The organism is Streptomyces sp. NPDC046465 (genome assembly GCF_040646035.1).
GTDB lineage: Bacteria > Actinomycetota > Actinomycetes > Streptomycetales > Streptomycetaceae > Streptomyces.
The window spans coordinates 62,801-85,064 of record NZ_JBEYZK010000016.1 but is presented as its reverse complement, the minus strand read 5'-3'; the positions used below and the strand labels follow the sequence as shown (position 1 = coordinate 85,064).

The 22,264-nt window shown below is 71.0% G+C and carries 16 protein-coding genes, 2 tRNA genes and 1 pseudogene; 11 read left to right on the top strand and 8 right to left on the bottom strand.

The features are described from left to right. Positions 1–21 precede the first annotated feature (21 nt). On the top strand, positions 22–438 hold the full coding sequence (locus tag ABZ953_RS24920) for an SsgA family sporulation/cell division regulator (RefSeq protein WP_361727492.1): 417 nt from the start codon (positions 22–24) through the stop codon (positions 436–438). A gap of 14 nt (positions 439–452) precedes the next feature. Here ABZ953_RS24920 and ABZ953_RS24915 read toward each other — a convergent pair whose 3' ends face one another. Continuing rightward, positions 453–1,139, bottom strand: coding sequence for a GPP34 family phosphoprotein (locus tag ABZ953_RS24915; protein WP_361727490.1), 687 nt, complete (start codon positions 1,137–1,139; stop codon positions 453–455). 324 nt (positions 1,140–1,463) lie between these two features. Here ABZ953_RS24915 and ABZ953_RS24910 point away from each other — a divergent pair, with 324 nt between their 5' ends. The 4 genes from ABZ953_RS24910 (at position 1,464) to ABZ953_RS24895 (ending at position 7,391) form a co-directional block, all read left to right on the top strand. Further along, entirely contained in the window at positions 1,464–3,107 is a 1,644-nt protein-coding gene (locus ABZ953_RS24910; RefSeq protein WP_361727488.1) for an ABC-F family ATP-binding cassette domain-containing protein, read from the top strand. 10 nt (positions 3,108–3,117) lie between these two features. Then, complete coding sequence (locus ABZ953_RS24905; protein WP_361727486.1) at positions 3,118–5,421, top strand: excinuclease ABC subunit UvrA; 2,304 nt, start codon at positions 3,118–3,120, stop codon at positions 5,419–5,421. A gap of 61 nt (positions 5,422–5,482) precedes the next feature. Next, positions 5,483–6,259 (top strand): dimethylargininase, encoded by a 777-nt coding sequence (ddaH, locus tag ABZ953_RS24900; protein ID WP_361727484.1) that lies wholly within the window; start codon positions 5,483–5,485, stop codon positions 6,257–6,259. A gap of 160 nt (positions 6,260–6,419) precedes the next feature. After that, positions 6,420–7,391: an acyl-ACP desaturase gene (locus ABZ953_RS24895; protein WP_361727482.1), complete on the top strand. Its 972-nt coding sequence runs from the start codon at positions 6,420–6,422 to the stop codon at positions 7,389–7,391. A 23-nt stretch (positions 7,392–7,414) separates the two neighbouring features. Here ABZ953_RS24895 and ABZ953_RS24890 read toward each other — a convergent pair. Beyond that, positions 7,415–7,490 (bottom strand) — tRNA-Trp (locus ABZ953_RS24890). Between the two features lie 275 nt (positions 7,491–7,765). On the opposite strand from ABZ953_RS24890, the gene ABZ953_RS24885 reads away from it, so the two are divergent. Together ABZ953_RS24885 and ABZ953_RS24880 are read left to right on the top strand one after the other, a co-directional pair. Next, on the top strand, positions 7,766–8,353 hold the full coding sequence (locus ABZ953_RS24885; protein WP_361727480.1) for a hypothetical protein: 588 nt from the start codon (positions 7,766–7,768) through the stop codon (positions 8,351–8,353). 102 nt (positions 8,354–8,455) lie between these two features. Then, positions 8,456–8,758, top strand: coding sequence for a hypothetical protein (locus ABZ953_RS24880; RefSeq protein ID WP_361727478.1), 303 nt, complete (start codon positions 8,456–8,458; stop codon positions 8,756–8,758). On the opposite strand, the pseudogene ABZ953_RS24875 reads toward ABZ953_RS24880, so the two are convergent. Next, a pseudogene (locus tag ABZ953_RS24875) lies at positions 8,737–10,112 on the bottom strand (SDR family oxidoreductase). The gene ABZ953_RS24880 and the pseudogene ABZ953_RS24875 overlap by 22 nt on opposite strands. A 29-nt stretch (positions 10,113–10,141) precedes the next feature. After that, positions 10,142–10,213: transfer RNA gene (locus ABZ953_RS24870), tRNA-Gly, on the bottom strand. Positions 10,214–10,325: 112 nt separating this feature from the next. On the opposite strand from ABZ953_RS24870, the gene ABZ953_RS24865 reads away from it, so the two are divergent. After that, the gene (locus ABZ953_RS24865) at positions 10,326–12,797 is read left to right on the top strand and encodes a hypothetical protein (RefSeq protein ID WP_361727477.1); all 2,472 of its coding nucleotides are present in this window, start codon (positions 10,326–10,328) and stop codon (positions 12,795–12,797) included. 46 nt (positions 12,798–12,843) lie between these two features. Here the strand turns inward: ABZ953_RS24865 and ABZ953_RS24860 are convergent, their stop codons facing one another. Both ABZ953_RS24860 and ABZ953_RS24855 read right to left on the bottom strand, forming a co-directional pair. Next, positions 12,844–13,092 carry a WhiB family transcriptional regulator gene (locus ABZ953_RS24860; protein ID WP_361727475.1) on the bottom strand — a complete coding sequence of 83 codons (249 nt, stop codon included), beginning with the start codon at positions 13,090–13,092 and terminating at the stop codon, positions 12,844–12,846. Between the two features lie 194 nt (positions 13,093–13,286). Then, entirely contained in the window at positions 13,287–14,087 is an 801-nt protein-coding gene (locus ABZ953_RS24855) for a VOC family protein (protein WP_361727473.1), read from the bottom strand. Positions 14,088–14,347: 260 nt separating this feature from the next. Between ABZ953_RS24855 and ABZ953_RS24850 the strand changes: the two genes are divergently transcribed. Next, complete coding sequence (locus tag ABZ953_RS24850) at positions 14,348–15,586, top strand: glycoside hydrolase family 64 protein (protein ID WP_361727471.1); 1,239 nt, start codon at positions 14,348–14,350, stop codon at positions 15,584–15,586. A gap of 20 nt (positions 15,587–15,606) precedes the next feature. On the opposite strand, the gene ABZ953_RS24845 is transcribed toward ABZ953_RS24850, so the two are convergent. Then, complete coding sequence (locus ABZ953_RS24845; protein ID WP_361727469.1) at positions 15,607–16,647, bottom strand: LacI family DNA-binding transcriptional regulator; 1,041 nt, start codon at positions 16,645–16,647, stop codon at positions 15,607–15,609. Between the two features lie 183 nt (positions 16,648–16,830). Between ABZ953_RS24845 and ABZ953_RS24840 the strand changes: the two genes are divergently transcribed. Next, positions 16,831–18,312: a hypothetical protein gene (locus ABZ953_RS24840; RefSeq protein ID WP_361727467.1), complete on the top strand. Its 1,482-nt coding sequence runs from the start codon at positions 16,831–16,833 to the stop codon at positions 18,310–18,312. Positions 18,313–18,424: 112 nt separating this feature from the next. Here ABZ953_RS24840 and ABZ953_RS24835 read toward each other — a convergent pair whose 3' ends face one another. Beyond that, positions 18,425–19,474, bottom strand: coding sequence for a multicopper oxidase domain-containing protein (locus tag ABZ953_RS24835; RefSeq protein ID WP_361727749.1), 1,050 nt, complete (start codon positions 19,472–19,474; stop codon positions 18,425–18,427). Positions 19,475–19,689: 215 nt separating this feature from the next. Here ABZ953_RS24835 and ABZ953_RS24830 point away from each other — a divergent pair, with 215 nt between their 5' ends. After that, positions 19,690–22,215, top strand: coding sequence for a ThuA domain-containing protein (locus tag ABZ953_RS24830; RefSeq protein ID WP_361727465.1), 2,526 nt, complete (start codon positions 19,690–19,692; stop codon positions 22,213–22,215). Positions 22,216–22,264 lie beyond the last annotated feature (49 nt).

The following is a 22,264-nucleotide window of genomic DNA, read 5'->3' as shown; positions in this document are numbered from 1 at the left end:
CAGTCAGTGAGGGAGCAGGCGTTGTCCACCGTCATCGAGCAAGCCGTAGAGGCCCGCCTCGTCGCCGCCGCACCGCGGATGCCGACCATTCCCGCGACCCTCCACTACGACCCGCAGGACCCCTTCGCCGTGCGCATGAGCTTCCCCGCGCCCGCGACCCTGGAAGGCATCGAGGTCTACTGGACCTTTGCCCGCGAGCTGCTCACGCACGGCGTGGAGCGGGCGGTGGGCGAAGGGGACGTGCGCGTGCGGCCGTACGGTTTCGACCGCACGGTCGTGGAGTTCCATGCCCCCGAGGGCACCGCGATCGTCCACATCCGCACCGGCGATCTCCACCGCTTCCTGCACCGCACGACGGCGCTGGTCCCGGTCGGCCAGGAGCACCGCCACGTCGACCTCGACCAGGATCTCGCCGAGCTGATGCGGGACGCCTGCTGACGCGTCCCGCCCGGTCAGCCGCCCCCTCCGCCGCCGGACGACCGTGCCGCCTCGGCCGCCGCGACGGCTGAGGCGAGCGCCTTGCGGAGGTGGTCCATCAGGGTCCGCAGCTCCGGCGAGTCGCCGCCGCTGCGGTCGGTCAGCGCCTCGGTGCGGTCCTGGTAGCGCCTGCGGTCCCCGCCGGTGACGACGGGACGCAGCTTGCCGGTGGCGGCGCAGACGGCGAGCGCCGCGTCGCTCTCGGCGATCTCCGTGACCGCCTGCGGGCCGCTCAGGACGGCGAGCGTCTCCGCGTGCAGTGCCTCGGCGTATCCGACGCGCTCCAGTTCCCAGTGCCGGGCGGGGAAGAGACCGAGGACACGCCTGCGTCCCTCGCGCACATAGCCGTGGACGGCCAGCTGGTCGCGGACCGCCCGCAGGGTGGCGCGGGAGCGGTGTGCCATCCACCCGCGCCACGTGCGCGGCCGGGACTGCTCGACGAGTTCGAGGAGGGCGTCGAGGACCGGGTCGCCGGTGCGGGCGTCGACGACCGGGGTGACGATGCCGTCGGCCTCCATGAGCATGCCGCGCTGGGCGAGTTCCGCGAGGGCACCGGCGCGGACCACGAGGTGGAGGTCGGGCCCCCCGGTGAACCTGCGCTTCTCCGGGTGCCATGTCAGCAGGTAGAGCCTGGCGGGCAGGGACAGCGTTCCGAAGTGCACTGGCGCCTCCTCTTCGGATGTCGCGAGCCCTCACGGTCCTCCCCGGCCTTCACGATAAAGCGTTGACACGGTCCGCGGTGCCTCCTACGGTCTAGAACGGTTCTGTTGCCGTCGATAGGAGAAGGACGTTGCTCGTCTGAGGTCATGAGACACCGCGTCACACAGCTTTCGCTGTCGTGCACGTCGCGTGCGACCTCGGCATATCGAGCCGTCCCGTCCCCCGGCACAGGCCATTTCTCGTTTCTCCGGCCTCACACCCCTGCCGCGGTGTCTCGAACGCGTTGCCCCTGACCGCGCTCCACACCACGCAATCGCGAGGCCTGTATGTCTACTTTCCCCACCTCCATCGCCTGTACGTCGCTCACCTTCGCCTGGGCCGACGGCACCACCGTCCTCGACGGCCTCCAGGTGACCTTCGGCCCCGGCAGGACCGGCCTCATCGGCGCCAACGGGTCAGGAAAGTCAACCCTGTTGAAGCTGATCGCCGGTGAGCTGACCCCCACCGAGGGCACCGTCCGCGTCTCCGGCGAGATCGGCTGGCTGCCGCAGAACGTCACCCTCGACACCGGCCTGCGCGTGGACGACGTGCTCGGCATCGCCGCGACCCGCGCCGCGCTGCACGCCATCGAGGCGGGCGACGTGCGCGAGGAGCACTTCGCCGCGGTCGGGGACGACTGGGACGTCGAGGAGCGCGCCCTCGCCACCCTCGACCAGCTCGGCCTCGGCCACATCGGCCTCGACCGGACCACGGGCGAGGTGTCGGGCGGCGAGTCGGTGCTGCTGCGTCTCGCCGCGCTGCTGCTGCGCCGCCCCGACGTGCTGCTGCTCGACGAACCGACCAACAACCTCGACCTGTACGCACGGCGGCGCCTGTACGCGGCCGTCGAGGCGTGGTCCGGGGTCCTCGTCGTGGTCAGCCACGACCGGGAGCTCCTGGACCTCGTCGACCAGATCGCCGATCTGCGGGACGGCGAGGTCGCCTGGTACGGCGGGAACTTCTCGGCGTACGAGGAGGCGCTCGCCACCGAGCAGGAGGCGGCCGAGCGCATGGTGCGCGTCGCCGAGTCCGACCTGAAGAAGCAGAAGCGCGACCTGGCCGACGCCCAGGTGAAGCTGGCCCGCCGCAAGCGGTACGGCCAGAAGATCCAGGACAGCAGAAGCCAGCCGAAGATCCTCATCGGAGCGCGCAAACGGGCCGCACAGGAGTCCGCGGGCAAGCACCGCGTCATGCACGAGGAGAAGCTCGCCGAGGCCAAGGAGCGCCTCGACGACGCCGTGGAGGCGGTGCGGGACGACGACGAGATCCGCGTCGACCTGCCGCACACCCTCGTCCACCCGGGGCGCACCGTGCTCACCCTGAGCGGCCTCGAACTGCGCTACAGAGCGCGGGTGAAGGGCGAGTTCGAGCTGCGCGGCCCGGAGCGGATCGCACTGATCGGGCGCAACGGCGCGGGCAAGACCACGCTCCTTCGCACCATCGCCGGGGAGCTGCCGGCGGTCTCCGGGGAGGCCCTTGCCCACGTCCCGATGCGCTTCCTGCCGCAGCGCCTCGACGTGCTCGACGGCGAGCTGACCGTCGCCGAGAACGTGGCGGCGTACGCCCCCGACGCGACGAACAACCGCGTCAGGGCGCGCCTCGCCCGCTTCCTCTTCAAGGGGGCCAAGGCGGACCAGCGAGCGGCGACCCTGTCGGGCGGCGAGCGGTTCCGTGCGACGCTCGCGGCGCTGCTGCTCGCCGAGCCCGCGCCGCAGCTCCTCATGCTCGACGAGCCGACGAACAACCTCGACATGGCGAGCGTGAAGCAGCTCTCGACGGCCCTGGAGTCGTACCGGGGCTCGCTGATCGTGGCCAGTCACGACCTGCCGTTCCTGGAGTCCATCGGCATCACGCGGTGGCTGCTCCTGGACGGGGAACTGAAGGAGATCACCCAGGAAAAGAAGACAGAAGCTGTCGGGTATTGCGCCTAGCGTCGAGTGCATGTACCAGGACACACACCAATACATCACCATCGACGGAGCCCGCGAGAACAACCTCAGGGACGTGAGCCTGCGCATTCCGAAGGGCAGGCTCACGGTCTTCACGGGGGTGTCCGGGTCCGGGAAGTCGTCGGTCGTCTTCGACACGATCGCGGTCGAGTCGCAGCGCCAGCTGGGCGAGACGTTCACCTGGTACGTCCGCAACCGGCTGCCGAAGTACGAGCGGCCGCAGGCGGACGCCATCGAGGAGCTCTCACCCGCGATCGTCGTCGACCAGAAGCCGATCGGCGGCCACTCCCGCTCCACCGTGGGCACGATGACGGACATCTACTCGGTGATCCGGGTGCTGTTCTCCCGGCACGGCACGCCGAGCGCGGGCCCGGCGGCGGCGTACTCGTTCAACGACCCGTCGGGCATGTGCCCCGGATGCGACGGTCTCGGCCGCACCGTGCGGCCCGACTACGACCGCATCATCGACCCTGCCAGGTCCCTGGCGGACGGCGCGATCCTCTTCCCGCCGTTCACCGCGGGGACCTGGCAGGGCCAGACGTACACGAACACGCCCGACCTGGACGCGCACAAGCCGGTCGGTGAATTCACCGACGCCGAACGGCAGTTCCTGCTGCGCGGCGGCCGCGGGAAGACGAAGGTCAACGTCAACAACACGGGTGGCGCGCGGGACATCGACTACGAGGGGCTCGCCGACCGGTTCGAGCGGCTCTACCTCAACCGCGATCTCTCGACGCTCTCCCAGAAAACCCGTGACCTGGTGCGGGAGTTCCTGCGCGAAGGCGCCTGCCCGGCCTGTCGCGGGGCCCGGCTCAATCCGGCGGCGCTCGCCACCCGCGTCAACGGCCTGTCCATCGCGGACTGCGCCCGGATGGAAGTGACCGACCTCATCGCGGAGTTGGGGCGCGTCGAGGGCGCGGTGGCGGGGCCGGTCGCCCGGGCAGCCGTCGCGGCCCTCGAACGGATCGAGGCGATCGGGCTCGGCTACCTCAGCCTGGACCGCGAGACGTCCACGCTCTCCGGCGGCGAGGGGCAGCGCCTGAAGATGGTGCGCCACCTCGGCTCCAGCCTCACCGGCATGACGTACATCTTCGACGAGCCGAGCGTCGGCCTGCACCCGCGCGACGTGGGGCGCCTGAACGACCTGCTTCTGCGGCTTCGCGACAAGGGCAACACGGTCCTGGTCGTGGAGCACGATCCGGACGTGATCGCGGTCGCCGACCACGTCGTCGACATGGGCCCCGGGGCCGGCGCGGGCGGCGGCCTGGTCGTCTTCGAGGGCACGCCGGACGAACTGCGGCGGGCGGACACCCTCACCGGGCGCCATCTGCGGCGCGCCACCGGCGTCAAGGAGCGCCCGCGGGAGGCGAGCGGCGGCCACTGGATCGAGAAGGCCGCTCTGCACAACCTCAAGGACGTGAGCGTGCGGGTGCCGGCCGGGGTGCTCACGGCGGTCACCGGCGTCGCGGGTTCCGGCAAGAGCACGCTGGTGTCGCAGGCGTTCACCGCGGCGCACCCGGACGCCGTGGTCGTGGACCAGTCGTCCATCGGCATCTCGGGCCGCTCCACCCCGGCGACGTACCTCGGGATCATGGACACGGTGCGGGGGCTCTTCGCGCGGGAGACGGGCGCGAAGGCGAGCCTGTTCAGCTTCAACTCCCATGGTGCGTGCGAGCGCTGCCGAGGGCGCGGGATCATCTACAGCGACCTGGCGTTCATGGATCCGGTGACCACGACGTGCGAGGAGTGCGCGGGGCGCAGGTTCAAGGATGAGGTGCTGCGGCTCACCGTGGACGGCCGGTCCGTCGTGGACGTCCTTGAGATGACCGCCGGGCAGGCCCTGGACTTCTTCGAGCGCTTCGACGACACGTCGGTACGCCGCCGCCTGTGCGCCCTGCGCGACGTGGGCCTCACCTACCTCACGCTCGGGCAGCCGCTGAGCACGCTCTCCGGCGGCGAGCGCCAGCGCATCAAGCTGGCCACCCGGCTGCACCGCACCGGCACGACGTACGTCCTGGACGAGCCGACCACCGGCCTGCACATGGCGGACGTCGACGGGCTGCTCGCGCTGCTCGACCGGCTCGTCGACGCCGGGAACACGGTGCTCGTCGTCGAGCACAACCTCGACGTCGTCAAGCACGCGGACTGGGTGATCGACCTGGGTCCCGACGGCGGCAGGCACGGCGGGCGGATCGTGTTCGAGGGGACGCCCGCGCAGCTCCTCGCGGCCGGGGGATCGTTCACCGCGGATCATCTGCGAAGCACTCTGGGCCTGGGGCGGGAACGCGCTGCATGATGTGCGGCACGGCCCCGCCCGGCGAGGGCGGCGGCGCCCCGCCCCGTGAGGAGAGCCAGCCGTGCCCAGCAAGAAGGCCCTGATCCGCCGCCCGGGACCACGCCTCGCCGAGGGCCTGGTCACCCACCTGGCACGCACCCCGGTCGACACGCGCCGCGCGGCGGAGCAGTGGGAGGCGTACGCGGCGGCCCTCGACCGGCACGGCTGGGAGATCTTCGAGGTGGAGCGGGCCGACGCCTGCCCGGACGCGGTCTTCGTGGAGGACGCGGTGGTCGTCTTCCGCAACGTGGCGCTGATCGCCCGGCCGGGCGCCGATTCCCGGCGGGACGAGACGCCGGGGGTCGAGGAGGCGGTGGCCCGGCTCGGCTGCTCGGTGAACTGGGTGTGGGAGCCCGGCACGCTGGACGGCGGCGACGTCCTGAAGGTCGGGGACACGCTCTACGTGGGGCGGGGCGGCCGGACGAACGCGGACGGGGTGCGGCAGCTGCGGGCCGTCTTCGAACCGCTGGGGGCGCGGATCGTCCCCGTCCCCGTGGCCGGCGTCCTGCATCTGAAGTCCGCGGTGACGGCGCTGCCGGACGGGACGGTCATCGGGTACGAGCCGCTGGTCGACAGCGCCTCGCTCTTCCCGCGCTTCCTGCCCGTACCGGAGGCGGCGGGCGCGCACGTGGTGCTGCTCGGTGGCCCGAAACTGCTGGTGGCGGCGAGCGCGCCGCAGAGCGCGGAGCTGTTCGCCGACCTCGGGTTCGACCCGGTTCCGGTGGACATCAGTGAGTTCGAGAAGCTCGAAGGGTGTGTGACGTGCCTCTCAGTCCGGCTCCGTGAACTGTACGTCTGACCAGCATTGAGGCTGTTGTTGCCCTGGTGACGTGCGGGGTCCCGTTCCAGCGGCCCTTTACGGCGGGTTTAACCTACGGCAACGTAACCTACGAGACCGTAGGTAGGTGGTGCACCGCTCGCACCGCCGCAATAACTCCCGTCCCCCTTCTGGAGCCCCCGTGACGATCACCTCTCCCCACCTCGGCAGCGCGGACAGCTGGACCGATGCCCGGCTGCTGTACGCGCTGGAGGAAGTGGTCGAGCAGGAACTCAATCGCCACCTGAAGGTGGCCAAGGACTGGATGCCCCACGAGTACGTCCCGTTCTCCGACGCCCGCAACTTCCCCGGGATCTTCGAGGACGGCGAGGCGTGGGAGAAGGGCCAGTCCCCGGTCACCGACATCGGGCGCATCGCCCTGGTGGTCAACCTGCTCACCGAGGACAACCTCCCCAGCTACCACCACGAGATCGCTTCCCTCTTCGGCCGCGACGGCGCCTGGGGCACCTGGGTGCACCGCTGGACGGCGGAGGAGGGCCGGCACGGCATCGTGATGCGCGACTACCTCCTCGCCTCGCGCGCCGTCGACCCGGACCAGCTGGAGCAGTTCCGGATGGCGCACATGAGCGAGGGCTTCGAGTCGGACAACCGCCACTCGATGCTGCACTCGGTCGCGTACGTCGCCTTCCAGGAGCTGGCGACCCGCATCTCGCACCGCAACACCGGACACCAGTCCGGCGACCCGGTCTGCGACCGCATGCTGGCGCGCATCGCCACCGACGAGAACCTCCACATGGTCTTCTACCGGAACCTCCTGAAGGCCGCCTTCGAGCTCGCGCCCGACCTGACCATGCAGGCCGTGCGTGACGTGGTGGTCAACTTCCGGATGCCCGGTCACGGCATGCCCGGCTTCGAGCGGGCCGCCGCGCAGATGGCCATCGGCGAGGTCTACAACATGCGCATCCACCATGACGACGTGCTCCAGCCCGTGCTGCGCTTCCTGAAGGTCCTGGAGATCGACGGCCTCGGCCCCGAGGGCCTGAAGGCGCAGGAGGAGCTCGGCTTCTTCATGGGCGGCCTCGACGCGGAGGCCTCGAAGTTCGACGAGCGCCTCGCCGCCCGCAAGGCGCGGATGGCGTCGCGCGGCGCCTGACCTCACCGGCAGCGGGCCGAGGGGGCGGGGCGGCTGGAATCGAACCAGCGTGTTCCGGTTTTGGAGACCGGCGCGACAGCCTCTGCGCTACGGCCCCGCCCTTGCCCGACATCGTACGGCCCCGGGGTCATCGCCCCGGGGCCGGTTGCTGCTCCGGGGCAGGTCAGCGGTGGGCGAGGCGAGGTCAGCGGTGCACGCTGCGGACCGCCGCGACGTCCTGCGGGACGGCGGGCGGCGGCACGGTCGCGCTGAACTCCGCCAGGCGTCGCTTGACGCTCGCCGCGATGCCCCGGCCGAGCACGAAGCGGGTGGGCGTGCGCGCGGCTCCCGCGGTGTCGAGGAGCCGGTGGGCGCTCGCGGCTGCGCATCCCGGTGTGGGTGAGGTTCAGGTGGGCAAGGCGGTGCTCCCCCGCGCTGAGCGAGGCCGCGAGGGAGCGGGCCGCCGCGTCGTCGATCCGGTTGTCCGCGGCGCCGAGCGCCCCCGCGGCGCGCACCCGCCCGAGGTCGAGCAGCTCCACCCCGGCGGCCACCGAAGCGGCGACGAGCCGGGCGGCGGCGCGCGGCCCGATGCCGTTGCTGGCGACGGCGAGCCGGGCAAGGCCGCCGTGCGGCGCACGCGCCAGGCCGTCGGCGAGCACCAGGGCACCGTCGTCCCCCAACCGGGCGGCCGACACGTACAGTTCGCGCACCCCGGCCTCGGCGATCAACTCGGCGAGCGGTGCCGCACCGCTCCGTCCCAGCGGATTGCCGCCCAGGAAGACCCGTTCGACCCGTCGGCCGGTGCCGGACGCAGCGAGAAGCGCGTCGGTGAGGACCAGGAGCCCCGACGCGTCGAGACCCGTCTGAACGAGGTCGAGCGTGCGCAACGTCCGTACGGAGTCGATGAGTTCGGCCGCCGCACGACCTCCCGGCGGGCCCAGCGGATTGCGTTTCAGCCAGACGCCGGTCACCACCTGCGGTGACGCGCGCAGCTGGTCCGCGATGCGGCAGGCACCGCCCGCGGTGATGCCGTTGCAGCCGAGGTAGAGGGTCTCGACGGCGGCCTCACCGGCCACGCCCGTCGCATGCGCCGCTCCCGTGTCGCCCAGGCCGTCCGTGCCGAGCAGCAGGTGGCGTACGGGCGAGGCGCCGCGGGCGCCCCGGAGGGCCTCGGCGACGAGGGCCGCGCCCTGCGCGCCCAGCGCCTGCTTGCACAGATCGAGCCGTCCGTCGGGGAGCACCGTGCCCGCCGCGAAGTCGAGGCGCTCCCCGGCCGGGCGCCCGTCCCTCAACCAGTCGAGCAGCGGCGCCAGTTCGGCCACCGGCCGCGGCACCACGCGGGGCACACCGGCGGAGAGGTCCTCGCTCACCACTGCGCCTCCCGGTAGTCCTTGAGGAAGACGCCGGAGACGGGCGAGCCGGACTCTCCGCGCACGATCGGGTCGTAGATCCGGGCCGCGCCGTCCACCACGTCGAGCGGTGTCCGGAAACCGGCTCCGGCCATACGGTCCTTCTTGGGGGCGGGGTTCTCGTCCGTGATCCAGCCCGTGTCGACCGCGCACATGTGCACGCCCTGCCCGGCGAGATCGGCGGCGCTGGTGCGCGTGAGCATGTTCAGGGCCGCCTTGGCCATGTTCGTGTGGGGGTGGCCGCTCATCTTGTTGCGCACGGCGAAACGGCCCTCGACCGCCGTCACGTTCACGATGTACGTACAGGGCGCGGTGACGCGAGCAGCAGGGGCAGAAGGCGGTCGCAGAGCAGGGCCGGGGCGAGCGCGTTGACCAGCTGGGTCTCCAGGACCTCGGCGGGGTCGAGGCCGCCGAGCCGGGCGGACCAGGAATTTCGCGGCGAGAGGTCGGGGAGCAGGCCCGCCTCGTCGACGTCGCGCAGCACGAGGGCGAGTGCGCCCTGCCCGGCGGGGGCCTGCTCCGACCGCATCGGCCGGAAACCCGGGGCGCTTCTGGCGAGCGCGGGCAGCCGCGCCGCCTCCCCCGCCGCGAGCGCCGCATAGGAGCCGGGAGGCCGCCGTACCGTCTGGGCCGCGTTGTTGACGAGGATGTCGAGCGGCTCGCCCGTCTGCCGCAACTCCTCGCAGAGGCCGAGCACTTGGCGCGGGTCGCGCAGGTCGACGGCGAGCACCGTGAGACGGTCAAGCCAGGCCGCGCTGCCCGGCACCGCGCGAAAGCGCCGCTCGGTGTCGTGCGGGAAGCGGCTGGTGACGAGGAGTTCGGCGCCGTCCCGCAGCAGCATCAGGGCCAGTTGGAAGCCGATCTTCACTCGGCCGCCGGTGAGCAGTGCGCGGCGGCCGCGCAGATCCGTGGTGAGCGCGCGGCGGGCGCGGTTGTCGTCCGCGCACGCCGGACAGAGCCGGTGGTAGAACGTGTCGACCTGTCGATACGACGTCTTGCAGACGTAGCAGGGCCGGGGCCGCAGAAACACCCCGCCGGAACCGCCGGTTCCGCCGTTTTTGCCGGTTCCGCCGGGTCTTACGGTGTCCAGGGGCACGTCCTCGCGGCGGTCGCCCGCGCCGGTCGCGGTGGCGGCCATGGCGGCGGCGTCGGCGGCGGACAGTTCGGCGCCGCGCGCCTTGCGCCTGCGCAGCCGCCCGTCGCGGGCGAAGGACGCGGCGACCTGCTCGGCGCGCAGCCGCACCGGGTCGTCGACGGGCAGCTCCCGGAGCCTGCCGACCACGTCGTGGAAGGCCGCGAGGTCCGCCTCGCTGATCCCGCCGTTCTCGCTCATCCGTTCCCGCTCCGCGTGTTCCGTGCCCGTGGTCCCGACCGGATTCGAACCGGCGTATCCGCCTTGGCAAAGCGGCGAGTCTGCCTCTGCTCTACAGGACCTCCGCCGCACGCCTCGCGTGCGACCCCCGGATCGTAACCACGGCCGCGCGCCTGTGTCGCATCGATTTACGACCGCCCTGCGCGGTGCAACTGTGGGCGAGGGGGTGAACCCATGGCGCAGACCCATGAATGGATGTTCTACGAGGTCATGTGGCGCAGCTGGACGGGCAGGGCGCAGGTGCCCTACCCCGTGCCGTGGTGGGCGCAACAGGCCTTCCGGCGCTGGAGCGACGACTTCGACTCCGGCACGTACGAATCGAAGGAGGCCGCCCTGGCCTCCAACGCCCTTTACCGCTACTGGCACATGGTGGGCGTGAAGGACCACCGCCAGGAGTCCCTGATCGGCCAGGCCGGTGAGATCGAGCCGGTCTACGACAAGTACTGCCTGCTCTTCTTCCTGTACGACCCGGCGACGGGCGCCCTGCACCTGCCGCAGCTGGCCGAGGCCGGCACGGTGGGGCAGCGCATGGAGGCCCCGTATCTGCCGGTCGTCCTCACGGACTTCCGCACGCCGGACGGCGTCGAGCTCGTGCAGCGCACCTTCGCGACGGCCGTGGGCGCGCGACAGCGCGACCTCGTGGTGACCCGTCTGACGGTGGGCAGCGCGACCGGGCAGCCGCGCGAGGGCTGGCTCTGCGCGGCGGTCGTACCGACGGGGCCGAGCGGCTTCCAGCGGCACGACCGCAACGGCCAGCAGATCACCGACCGGCGGCTGACGTTCCTGCGGCATCTCCCTGCGGAGAACCGGGTGGAGACCAACAGCGGATGGGGCCCGGTGTTCGACACGGCGCCCGAGCAGTACGGCGTGTACGGCAACCCGGACTTCAGCTACGACCCCGCCACCTATCTGGCGCACAGTCCGTTCCACGACCTGGTGATGGGCGGCAAGCTGAACGGCGCGGGGCAGTCGCAGGACCAGGTCGCCGGGTTGTGCAGCGCGGCGTTCGCCTGGCCGTTCCGGGTCATCGACGACGAGGTGTTCGAGCTGGACGTGCGGCTGCCCGTCGACCTGTACAGCGGGGCCGACGATCTGGTCGAGATCAGGGCGACACCGGCCGCCGAGCTGGAGGCGGCCAACCGGACGTTCTGGACGTCGAAGCTGGTCGGCCAGGGCCTCCAGCCCGAACTTCCGCGCCCAGTGGCGCACTTGACCGACCTCTTCCGGGAGTCCCGCGCGCAGTTGCTCATGCTCTCCGACCACGGCGAGATCCACCCGGGGCCGACGGTCTACGACTCGTTCTGGATCCGTGACTCGTCCGTCGAAGCCACGGCCTGCTCACTGGTGGGCGATGACGCGCTCGCCGAGCGCCAGCTCGGCACGCACTACCCGCTGAAGTTCAACCGCGGCACGGGCCGGATCGGACCGTGCGCCGAGTACGGGTTCTACGGCGGCCCGCACGAGCGCGACGACCGCGAGTGGGACAGCAACGGCCAGGCGCTCTGGGCGATCGGCCGCTTCGACCGCGTGCGGGGCCGGGCCGCGGGATTCGGCGCGAAGCTCTACACGCCGTACGTCGTCGACGGCGCCCGGTGGCTGCGCGACAACCGCGACCAGTACGGCCTGCTGCACAGCGGCTGGAGCGCGGAGCACCTGGGCGAGCGCGACAAGCCGCACTACTGGGACGACCTGTGGGCGCTGGCCGGTCTGTACGAGGCGGCGCGGCTCGCGGAGCGCATCGGCTCGCCGGACGTACCGGAACTCTGGGCCGCCTTCGACGACATGAAGCACGCGACGGCGGCCTCGGTGCGCTGGGTCCTGGCGGAGCAGCGCAGGCGCGGGGCATGGGAGACGTATATTCCCACCGGGCCCGGCGACGTGGGACGGCTCGACTCGACGATGATCGGCGCCGCGGCCTTCTTCCATCCGCTGCGGCTGCACATGGGCAGCAAGCTCGGGCCGGACATCGACGCGGCGGCGCGCTCCACGCTCGACACCATGTACGCCCATTTCGTGTCGGGCGGCTATCGGCACGAGGCCGCGTGGAACGCCTACGGGCCCTACCTGACCACGCAGTTGGCGCACGCGTATCTGCTCGCGGGCGATCCGGCCCGGATGGACGCGCTGCTCGGCTGGATCGTCCAGGCGTCGTTCCCGCGCACGCAGGAAAGGGCGGTCGCGCTCGGCGCGTGGAACGAGCAGCACGCGTTCACCGTCGCCTCGGACTTCCACGAAGTGCCCTCCCGGCACTGGTACATGGGCGACATCCCGCACGGCTGGGCCGCGGCCGAGTATCTGCTCCTGATCCGCGACATCCTGCTCTTCGAGGCGGACGAGGACCACGACCCGCATGTGTACATCGCACCGGGTGTCCGCCCTCACTGGGTGCCGGACGGGGAGACGGTGGCCGTCGAGTCGGCGCCGACGCTGTTCGGTGAGCCCTTCGGTTACCGGCTCTCGCACGACGCGGACGACCGGACGGTGACGGTGGAGGTGACCGAGGCCCCGGAGCGGGTGCGGTACGTCTATCCGTGCCGGTTCGGGCAGGTGCGGTCGGTGTCAGCGGACGGGCGTGAGCTGCCCGTCTCCGGCGACGACGTCCAGGTGCCCGCGGGGACGCGGCGGTTCGTCGTGACGTACGCCTGAGAACCCGCGGGCTCCTTGGTCTCCCAGGAAGCCCGCGGGTCGCGCGTCAGGCGCGAGGTTCGCGTCTGAGGGCGTACCGCTCCTTTTCGGAGAGGCCGCCCCAGACGCCGAACCGCTCGTCGTTGTTCAGTGCGTACTCCAGGCAAGCCGTGCGCATCTCGCACATCTGGCAGATGTCCTTCGCCTCACGCACCGAGCTACCGGGCTCGGGGAAGAAGAAGTCGGCTCCGGTCTGGGCGCACAGAGCCTGCTCCTGCCAGGCGAGTTCGGGCTCGGCTGTCATCTCGATCTGCATGTGACCGATGCTGTCGCACCGCGCGAAACAAGCAATCAACGAACGATCAACGAGTGCCCGGTCGCTTCTCGGGCGGCTGTGCCCGGCGGGCGCCCCGCTGAGGACTGCCCGGCAGGCGGCACCACGAAACCGCCCGTCGGCGCCCGGTTCGAGACCCGGCGCCGACGGCCATGACCTGCGCCCGCCCGCGCCCGCTACTGGCCCTGCTCCCCGGGAGGCGACGGCTGCAGCACGGCGAACCGCGCCCCCGCCGGGTCCGCGAGCTTCGCGAAGCGGCCCACACCTTCCATCTCCACGGTGTCCATCCGGACCGTACCCCCACTTTCGCGGGCCTTGGCGACCATGTCGTCGCAGTCGGTCACCTGGAAGTACGGCAGCCAGTACGCCTCCGATCCCGCTTCGGTGGGGTCGGTGGCGAGCGGCGCCACGCCGCCGAACATGTCGTCCGCGGTGCCGTCCGCGGGGTGCACCATCGTGTACGACCCGCCGGGGAAGGATGCCTCGGTGGTCTGCCAGCCGAACACCGCCTCGTAGAACGCGACGGCCGCGGGGACGTCCGGCGTGTACAGCTCGGCCCAGACCAGGCCGCCCGGTTCGTTCAGGACATCGAGGCCTTTGAGCTCGCCCTGCTGCCATACCGCGAACGACGCGTCCGCGGAGTCGACGGCGCCCGCCATGCGGCCGAGGTCGAGGATGTCCACGGCCTCGAAGAGCGTCCGGCCGCCGGCCTGCTCGACCGCCTTCACCGTGGCGTCCACCTCCGGTGTGCGGAAATAGAGCGTCCAGGACGGGGGCGCCTCCTCGGCCGGAATGGCCATCGCACCCGCGGCGGTCCGGTCGCCGAGCTGATACTGGCTGTAGCCACCCACGTCCTCGGCGCCCTGCCGGAGCTCCCAGCCGAACAGGGAGCGGTAGAAATTCCTGACGCTGCCGAGATCGGGCGCGCACATGTCCACCCAGACGGGGGCGCCCGTCACGAAACGGTTATTGAGCATGATCGACTCCTTTGTCGCATGTCTCCTCCGTTCTTCTGAGTCTGGCACCCGGCACTGACAATCCGCCTCCAATCCTCCTCCCCCCACCCCACGTCGTCATTTGATGAAGAGAGAACATTTCTGAGAGCGCTCTCAGTCACAACTCTTGACGCCGCATTCACCCGTCGGGACAGTGGTGCACCACCCCCGAAAGCACCCCCGAGCCCCCACACACAGACACCCCCCACAGACCCCCCACGCAACCGCGCAGGAGACCTTCCGTGATATCGCGTCGAACGTTCCTGACCTCCACAGCCGGCGCCGCGGGCGCCCTCACCTACCCCGTCTGGGGCAGCGCCCTCAGCCCCGGCGCCCGAGCGGGCGGCCGGGCCGCGCCCGCCACCTGCGAACTGGCCCTCGCGAACAAATCACTCCCCGGCCAGGTCCGCGCCTACGTCACCGGCCACGAACAGGGCACCGGCCGCTGGGTGCTGCTCAAGCCGGACGGCGGCGTCTACCGCCCCGAGTCGCCCTCGGCGCCGCAGACCCCGCTGCCCGTAGACTGCGCCATCCCCCTCGGCGCCGCGGGTTCCGCGCCGAAGGTACTGACCCTGCCGCAGATGTACGGCGCCCGGATCTACTTCGTGCGCGACGACAAGCTGGACTTCTTTCTCAACCCGGGCCCCGCCCTGGTCGAGCCCGCCTTCGCGACCAAGGAGGACCGCAACTACGGCCGCACGTGGTCGTTCTGCGAGTTCACCTTCAATCCCCAGCAGTTGTACGCCAACATCAGTTACGTCGACCTCGTCACCGCGCTGCCCATCGGCCTGACCCTGACCGGCGACGCCACCCACACCGTCGCTCCGCTGCCCGACGGCGCCGTCGGCAGAATCGCCGCGGACCTCGCGGCGCAGACGGCGAAGGACGGGCAGCCGTGGGACAAGCTGGTCATCCGCGGTTCCGGCGGCGGCGTGCTGCGGGTGATCTCGCCGCAGAACCTCATGGCGCCGTACTTCGACAGGCCGGACCAGATGCCGTTCCGCGACGTGTGGAACGGCTACATCGACCAGGTGTGGGCCAAGTACCGCTCCACCGACCTCAAGATCGACCTGCAGGGCGGCCGGGGCGTGTTCACCGGGCGCGTCCGCGGGGACGTCCTGACGTTCAACGGCGGCCACTCCTTCGCCAAGCCCACCTCGAAGGACATCTTCACCTGCAACCACGGCCCGTTCGCCAACAACCCCGGCGACCCCGACGACAAGAAGGCCCTGCTCGCCCGGCTCGCCGCCGGCTTCAACCGCAGCATCATGCTCACCCACCCCCAGCAGCCCAACGGCACGACCACGGCCGACTACTACCGGGGCGCGGTGACCAACCACTGGTCAAGGGTGGTGCACGCCAACTCCCCCATCGGATACGCGTTTCCGTACGACGACGTACGCCCCGACGGACAGCCCGACGTGTCGGGCGCCGCGCACGACGGCAACCCGCGGCGCTTCACGGTGAGCGTGGGGTCGTAGGGCGCGCCGGGCCGGAACCGTCAGGCCGAGGCCCTGCGCACCAGGGACGTCGGCAGGACCACACCGGCCGGTTCCGCGGCGGGCTCGGCGGGCTCGTCACCCGCCCGGCCGCGCAGCAGTATCCGTGCCATCAAGCGGCCCATCTCCTCGATGTCCTGACGGACCGTCGTCAGCGGCGGATCGGCCTGCTCGGCCACCGGATACATGTCGTCGAAACCGACCACCGCCACGTCGTCCGGCACCCTCCTGCCCCGCTCGCGCAGCACCCGGAGGGCGCCGGACGCGGCCAAGTCGTTGGCGGCGAAGACCGCGTCCAACTCCGGTACGCGGTCCAGCAGTTCCCGCATCGCGCGCTCGCCGCCCGCCGGGGTGAAGTCGCCCTCGGCGATCAGCCGTGGATCGACGTCGCCGAGGACGTCGCGGAACCCGTCGAGCCGGTCGACCGCGGAGGTCTGGTCGAGAGCGCCGGTGATGTGCGCGACGCGCGAGCGGCCGAGGCCGACGAGATGGCGCACCGCCTCGCGGGCGCCGCCGCGGTTGTCGCAGTCCACATACGGCGCGCCCGGCTCGTCGCCGCCCGCCTGCGGCCAGCCGGGACGCCCGCCGAACACCGTGGGCACGCCCGCGCGCCGGATGATGCCCGGCAACGGGTCGTCGAGGTGCAGCGAGAAGACGAGCGCGCCGTCGACATGGCCGCCCGCGAGATACCGGCCGACCCGCTCGTGGTCGTCCCGCCCCTCCGTGAGCAGCAGCACCAGCTGGATGTCGTGGGACGTCAACTCCTTGCTGATGCCCCGCAGTTGCAGCGCGAAGAACGGGTCGGCGAACACGCGGGTCTCGGGCTCGGCGATCACCACGGCCACCGCGTCGTGGCGCCGGGTGACCAGGCTGCGGGCGGCGCGATTGGGCACGTAGCCGAGTTCCTCGACCGCGTGCCGCACCCTCTCTGCGAGTACCTCCCGCACCCCCGGATCGCCGTTGACGACACGGGACACGGTGGCCCTGGAGACCCCGGCACGGGCGGCCACGGCCTCCAGAGTGGGGCGCGGTTCCTCGGTCACCTTCGGTCACTCCTCCCTGACGGTGTCAGAAGGCCTGACGGTGTCAGGAGGCATCCTCCCGCATCGGCTCCGGAGCCCCGTCGGGGAGGGGAGGAGCGGCCGCGAGGGTCGGAGCTCAGCGGGTCGGAGCTCAGCGGGTCGCCGTGCCGTCGGAGCGTGGCGCGCTGCGCATACGCTGCCTCCATGTTCAAGAAGCGGAGAGAGCGCAAGCAGGCTGACCTCCACGAGGAGCTGGCCACGGCCCTGCGGGACCCGGACAGGGCGGTCCGGGCCAAGGCGGCGTCCGACGCGGCGGAGGCCGCCGAGCCGGAGTGGGCGCTGCGCGAGCTCGCCCTGGCCGTGGACCGCGAGCCGTGCACGGACGACTTCCACGACACCGTGGTGGACGGTTTCGCGGCGGCCCTGCGCCGCGAGGCACCGGTGCGCGAGCGCACGGAGCGGATCGTCGCGGGGCACCTGGACGACCCCGAGGGCTTCGTGCGGGCGTGGACCGGCTTCATCGCGGAACTCGGCGGCGCCCCGGCCCTTCTGGAGATCGACGAGGACCTCCGTGACGACATGCGGGCCCGCCTCACGTATCTGCGCGGCGAGGGCTGGAGCGCCGAAGGGCTCGACGGTCTGGGACGGCCCGGCACTTTCGCGCGTGATCTCGCCTTCGACCTCGCCGTCCTGCTCGCCTCGCTCGTGGTGCGCCGCAACGAGCCGCTGCCACCGGCCGAGGCCGAGCGGGTGTGGGTCGAGACGCGCGCGGTCCTTGAGCGGGCCCTGGCAGTGGCCCCCGACAGCGAGGCACGCCTCGAACTGATCACGCCGCTGGCCGAGACGCCCGAGGACGAGTCCTGGACGGACCGCGCCCTGCACGGGATCCAGGTCGACGAGACGCTGACCCTGTGCATGAGTGCGGACGACGACCGGGCCGCCCTCGGCGTGGAGACGCTGGACCACCAGATCATGCGCGACGCGGTGCTCCGGCGCCGGCGGACCCGCGAGGCCCTGGACCATCTGGTGGCGCGGGAGCGGGCGCCCTTCGTCCTCGGCCAGATCCTCGGCTGCTACGCGCAACTGCACATCGCCTCGCCCCTGGGGAACCCGCCGGTGAAGGTCTTCCTGGCCGGGATGCGCCACACCGACGGCTCCGTCCGGTCCACCGCCGCGACGGGCGTCGGGCTGCTCGCCCTCGGCACCCCGGAGGCGAAGCGCACCGTGGACGCCCTCGTGGAGCTCCTCGACCACGACGCCGTGGACGAGGTCCGCGGAGCCGCCGCCGGGTGCCTGGTCGGCATGGACACCGGTGAGGAGCCGATCTCCCGGACCGTGTCCGACGCCATGGAGCGCCACGCCGACTCGCCCTCGCCCCTGGTCCGGGCCGCGTCCCTGCGGCACGCCCTGGAGCACGGCTCCACGGACGCGTACGACCGGTTGCTGCGCGAGTTCGACTCCCCCGACGTGCACTGGGAGTTCCTGTCGGCCTACGAACTGGCCGCCATGGACGAGGGGTTCGTCCTGCCGGACGACATCCGCCCGCGTCTCGTCGAACGCCTGGAGCGGCTTGAGGCGAACGGCTGGGCCGACCGCTGCGGGGACCCGGACGGCTATCCCGGCCCGGACGACCGCGCCGAGCTGCTCTCCGGCCTCCTGGAACAGGTACGCGTCGTCCGGAGCTGAGGGGGCGCGGCGCCTCTCAGTGCCTCAGCAGCCACGCCACCCGACCCCGAAGCACACCAGAGCCGCCGGCTCCAGCATGCACCGGACCCCTCCATGAGGAGCGCTGCCCCATCTAGTGGTGCTCGTGCTCCCCCGCGCCGTCCCTCGACGAAGCCTTCGATTCCGACTCCGGCTTCGATTCCGCCTTCGATCCCTTCTTCGACGCAGCCGCGTGGTGTGGCTCGTAGTCCGGGATCGTGCCGTCCGCCTTCTTCACCAGGAACAGCCCGGCCATGCCCATGTCCGAATGGCTCTGCACATGGCAGTGGTACATCCAGGCTCCGGCCCCCACGCCCTCCCCCGCGATGACCTGGAAGCCGAAGGAGTCGCCCGGACCAGTGATCTTGTCGTCGAGGATCTGGCTCGGGTCGTCGGGGCCGGTGAGCAGGCCCGTGCGGTTGTCCGCCCAGCGATGACCGTGCACGTGGAACGTGTGGTAGTACTCGCCGTGCGTGATCGAGACGAACTCGACCCGGTCGCCCACCGTGGCCTCGAAGGTGGGAGTGTCGTGGCCCGCCTTGTTGTTGACCGTCATGTCGTTGAAGACGATCGTGACGGTCTTGTCCGGCAGCAGGTCGCCCTTGCGGCGCACGATCAGCGGCCCGTAGAGGCCCTTGCGTACCCCGCCGGTGCCGTGATCGGTGCCGACCACGTGGTCGTGGTAGTGCCAGTAGCCCGCCGTGCCGGGGCGCCAGGTGCCGTCCTTGCGGCGGCCCGGGGCGTGCGTGCGCCAGGTGTACGTGCGCTTGCCGCCCGGCTCGACGTGGCTCTTGGTGTGCCGGGTGCCGTCACTGGAGATCTCGTAGTCCATGCCGTGGACATGCAGGCTGGCGTCCACGTCCATGGTGTTCTCGAACTCGATGTGCAGGGTGTCGCCCTCGTTCAGCTCGATGAGCGGCCCCGGTATGGATGCCTTCCCCTTCTCCAGGCCGTACCCCATCTGCCCGTCCGGGAGCTTCTCCGCGTACAGCTTGATGCGCTTGACCTCGCCGCCCGCGGGCGCGGTCCGCGGCGCCTCGGCCGTGCTCGCGTCCGGCGCGCCCGCGACCGACAACGATGTCACCCCCGCTGCCGCCGCCGCGCCGCCCACGAGCATCCGCCGGTTGAAACTCCGCCTGTCCAAGTTCCGTCGAGCCATGACGAACCCCCCATTGCGGTACCGAGACTGACGGGGCGTCGAGAGCCCCGCGGGACGGCCACACGGTATCGGCCAGATCTTTGTTTATCCACACGCAGGACAAAGTTGGTGCTATCGCGGTGATACCTATTGGCGAGTCGCGAAAAGAGGTCTAGCTTCGTCGGCGCTGTTGCTGTGACCGACGAGGGGTGGGTGTACTCATGCGGCGCACACCGCATCAAAGGCCCTTGGCAGTACAAGGGTTGAGCAGAACACGACCGATATCGAGACGCTCGCGCCGGGCCTGGGCCGCCGCGCTGCTGTCCGGAGCCCTGGTCACCGGGGCTCTCTCGACACAGGCCGCGTCCGCGCGGCCGTACCCGGAACCGACGCTGACAACGATGTCTCTGCCCTCGCCGCCCGGCGGGGCCAAGGTGAAGGTCCTGGTCTTCCACGGCTCTGCGGCGGGCGGCGACGAGTCCCCCGTCGTCAACGCCGGTATCGAGGCCATCGAGAAGATCGGCCGATCCGGCCCGGCCGCCCAGCGGTTCACGATCGAGGCGACGGACGACCCGGCCGTGTTCACGAACGCGGCCAAGCTCGGCAAGTTCAACGCCGTCACGTTCCTGACCGGCGGCGGCGACATCCTCGACCCCGAGCAGGAGGCGGGCCTCGAGGCCTATATGGAGGCCGGCGGCGGCTTCCTCGGCATCCACGACGCGGCCCGTGCCGAACCGTACTCGAACTGGTTCACCGGACTCGTCGGAGCCCGGCCCGCGGACTCCAGCCCGACGAACGTCCAGCGGGCGACCGTCGAGGTCGGGGACCGATCCCATCCGGCCACCCAGGGCCTCCCGTTGCAGTGGAAGCGCCCCGACCAGTGGCTGAACTGGACGAAGAACCCCTCCGGCGACGTGCACACGGTCGCCCGCGTACGGGAGTCGACCTACCAGCCGGGTGACGGCAAGAACGGCGCGGACCACCCGGTGTCCTGGTGCCGCGACTACGACGGCGGCCGCTCCTTCTACACGGGCATGGGTGGCACCGTGGCCTCGTACGACGAAGCCGACTTCCGCGGTCATCTGCGCGGCGCCCTGCTGTGGACCACCCGCCTCGCACGCGCCGACTGCCAGGCCGCGATCAACGCCAACTACAAGGCGGAGCGCCTCACCCAGCCCAACCAGCCGGGGAAGAACGACCAGATCGGCGAGCCTCACGGCCTGGTCACCGCGCCCGACGGCAAGGTCCTCTACATCGGCCGCGGCGGCGCCGACTCGTCCAGGCCGGTCGTCACCGACTGGAACAACCCGGACGTCGGCAAGGGCACGGGCGAGATCCACGTCTACGACCCGAAGACGAAGAAGTCGACGCTCGCGGGCGCGCTGACCATCTTCGGCAACAAGGGCGGCGGCGATGAGCTGATCAAGGTCGAAGAGGGCCTCCTCGGCATCGAGCTCGACCCGGAGTTCGAGCGGAACGGGTGGGTGTACCTGCACTACACACCCCACTCGAAGATCAACCGCGAGACCCACATGGCCGAGCGGTACGTCTCGCGCTTCACGCTCGACCGGAGCACGGACAAACTGGACATGGGCAGCGAGAAGGTGCTGCTCAAGTGGCCCGTGCAGATCCACAGTTGCTGCCATGCGGGCGGCGGGATGGCCTGGGACTCCAAGAACAACCTCTACATCGCGACGGGTGACAACAACTCCTCCGGATTCAGCGACGGTTACTCGGGCAACAACCCGCAGCCGAACTTCAAGGGCGTCTCCTTCGCGGACGCGCGCCGCACGGCGGGCAACACCAACAACCTCAACGGAAAGATCCTGCGCATCCACCCGGAGGACGACGGGACGTACACCCTCCCCTCGGGCAACCTCTTCACCGGCAAGGAGCAGGACGAGGGCGGCGGCAAGACGCGCGGTGAGATCTACGTGATGGGCGTCAGGAACCCCGCGCGCATCTCCGTCGACAAGAAGACGGACACCCTGTACGCGGGGTGGGTCGGCCCGGACGCCGGCGCGCCGTCGACGACGTGGGGCCCGGCGAAGTACGACACGTTCGCCGCGATCACGCACGCCTCCAACCGCGGCTGGCCGTACTGCATGGGCAACAACCAGCCCTACCGCGACCGCAATCTGCCGGACCCGACGAAGCCGCTCGGCTGGTACGACTGCAAGAACCTCAAGAACGAGTCGCCCAACAACGACGGCCTGGTGAACATCCCGCCGGCCGAGCCCAACAACATCTGGTACTCGCCGCAGGGCGGCGGCGTCGACTACCCGCGCGACGCCAACGGCGTCCCGAGTTACAAGACGGCGGAGCAGAAGATTCTCCTGCCGTGGCTCAAGGGCGGCGGTCAGGCGACCATGAACGGCCCTGTCTACCGGTACGACGCCGCGAGCGAGAGCGCCGACAAGTGGCCCTCGTACTGGGACGGCAAGTGGTTCGTGGGCGACTTCTACGACGCCGACCAGCCGCGGCACGCGGTGCTCATGGACCCGAAGACCGTCGGCAGCGGTGGCCTCCCCGTGCACGCCGAATCGCTGAAGAAGATCATCCCGATCGGCAATGACGGCATCAAGAACCTCATGGACTGGAAGTTCGCGCCGGACGGCTCGCTGTACGTCCTCGACTACGGCAGGGGCTTCTTCACCTCGGACGCCAAGTCGGCGCTGTGGCGCGTGACGTACAAGGGCGGCGCGGCGACCCCGGCCGCCGACGATCTGGCGAGGAAGGCGGGATGATGCGCGCGTCCTGGAACGGATCCGGCGGTACGCCACGTACTACCGGCGG

Coding starts and splice junctions, on each gene's coding strand:
- ABZ953_RS24910 (WP_361727488.1), top strand. CDS start 1,464: ATGTCTACTTTCCCCACCTCCATCGCCTGTACGTCGCTCACCTTCGCC.
- ABZ953_RS24905 (WP_361727486.1), top strand. CDS start 3,118: ATGTACCAGGACACACACCAATACATCACCATCGACGGAGCCCGCGAG.
- ABZ953_RS24880 (WP_361727478.1), top strand. CDS start 8,456: ATGCGCCGCTCCCGTGTCGCCCAGGCCGTCCGTGCCGAGCAGCAGGTG.
- ABZ953_RS24865 (WP_361727477.1), top strand. CDS start 10,326: ATGGCGCAGACCCATGAATGGATGTTCTACGAGGTCATGTGGCGCAGC.
- ABZ953_RS24860 (WP_361727475.1), bottom strand. CDS start 13,092: ATGCAGATCGAGATGACAGCCGAGCCCGAACTCGCCTGGCAGGAGCAG.
- ABZ953_RS24855 (WP_361727473.1), bottom strand. CDS start 14,087: ATGCTCAATAACCGTTTCGTGACGGGCGCCCCCGTCTGGGTGGACATG.
- ABZ953_RS24840 (WP_361727467.1), top strand. CDS start 16,831: ATGTTCAAGAAGCGGAGAGAGCGCAAGCAGGCTGACCTCCACGAGGAG.
- ABZ953_RS24830 (WP_361727465.1), top strand. CDS start 19,690: ATGCGGCGCACACCGCATCAAAGGCCCTTGGCAGTACAAGGGTTGAGC.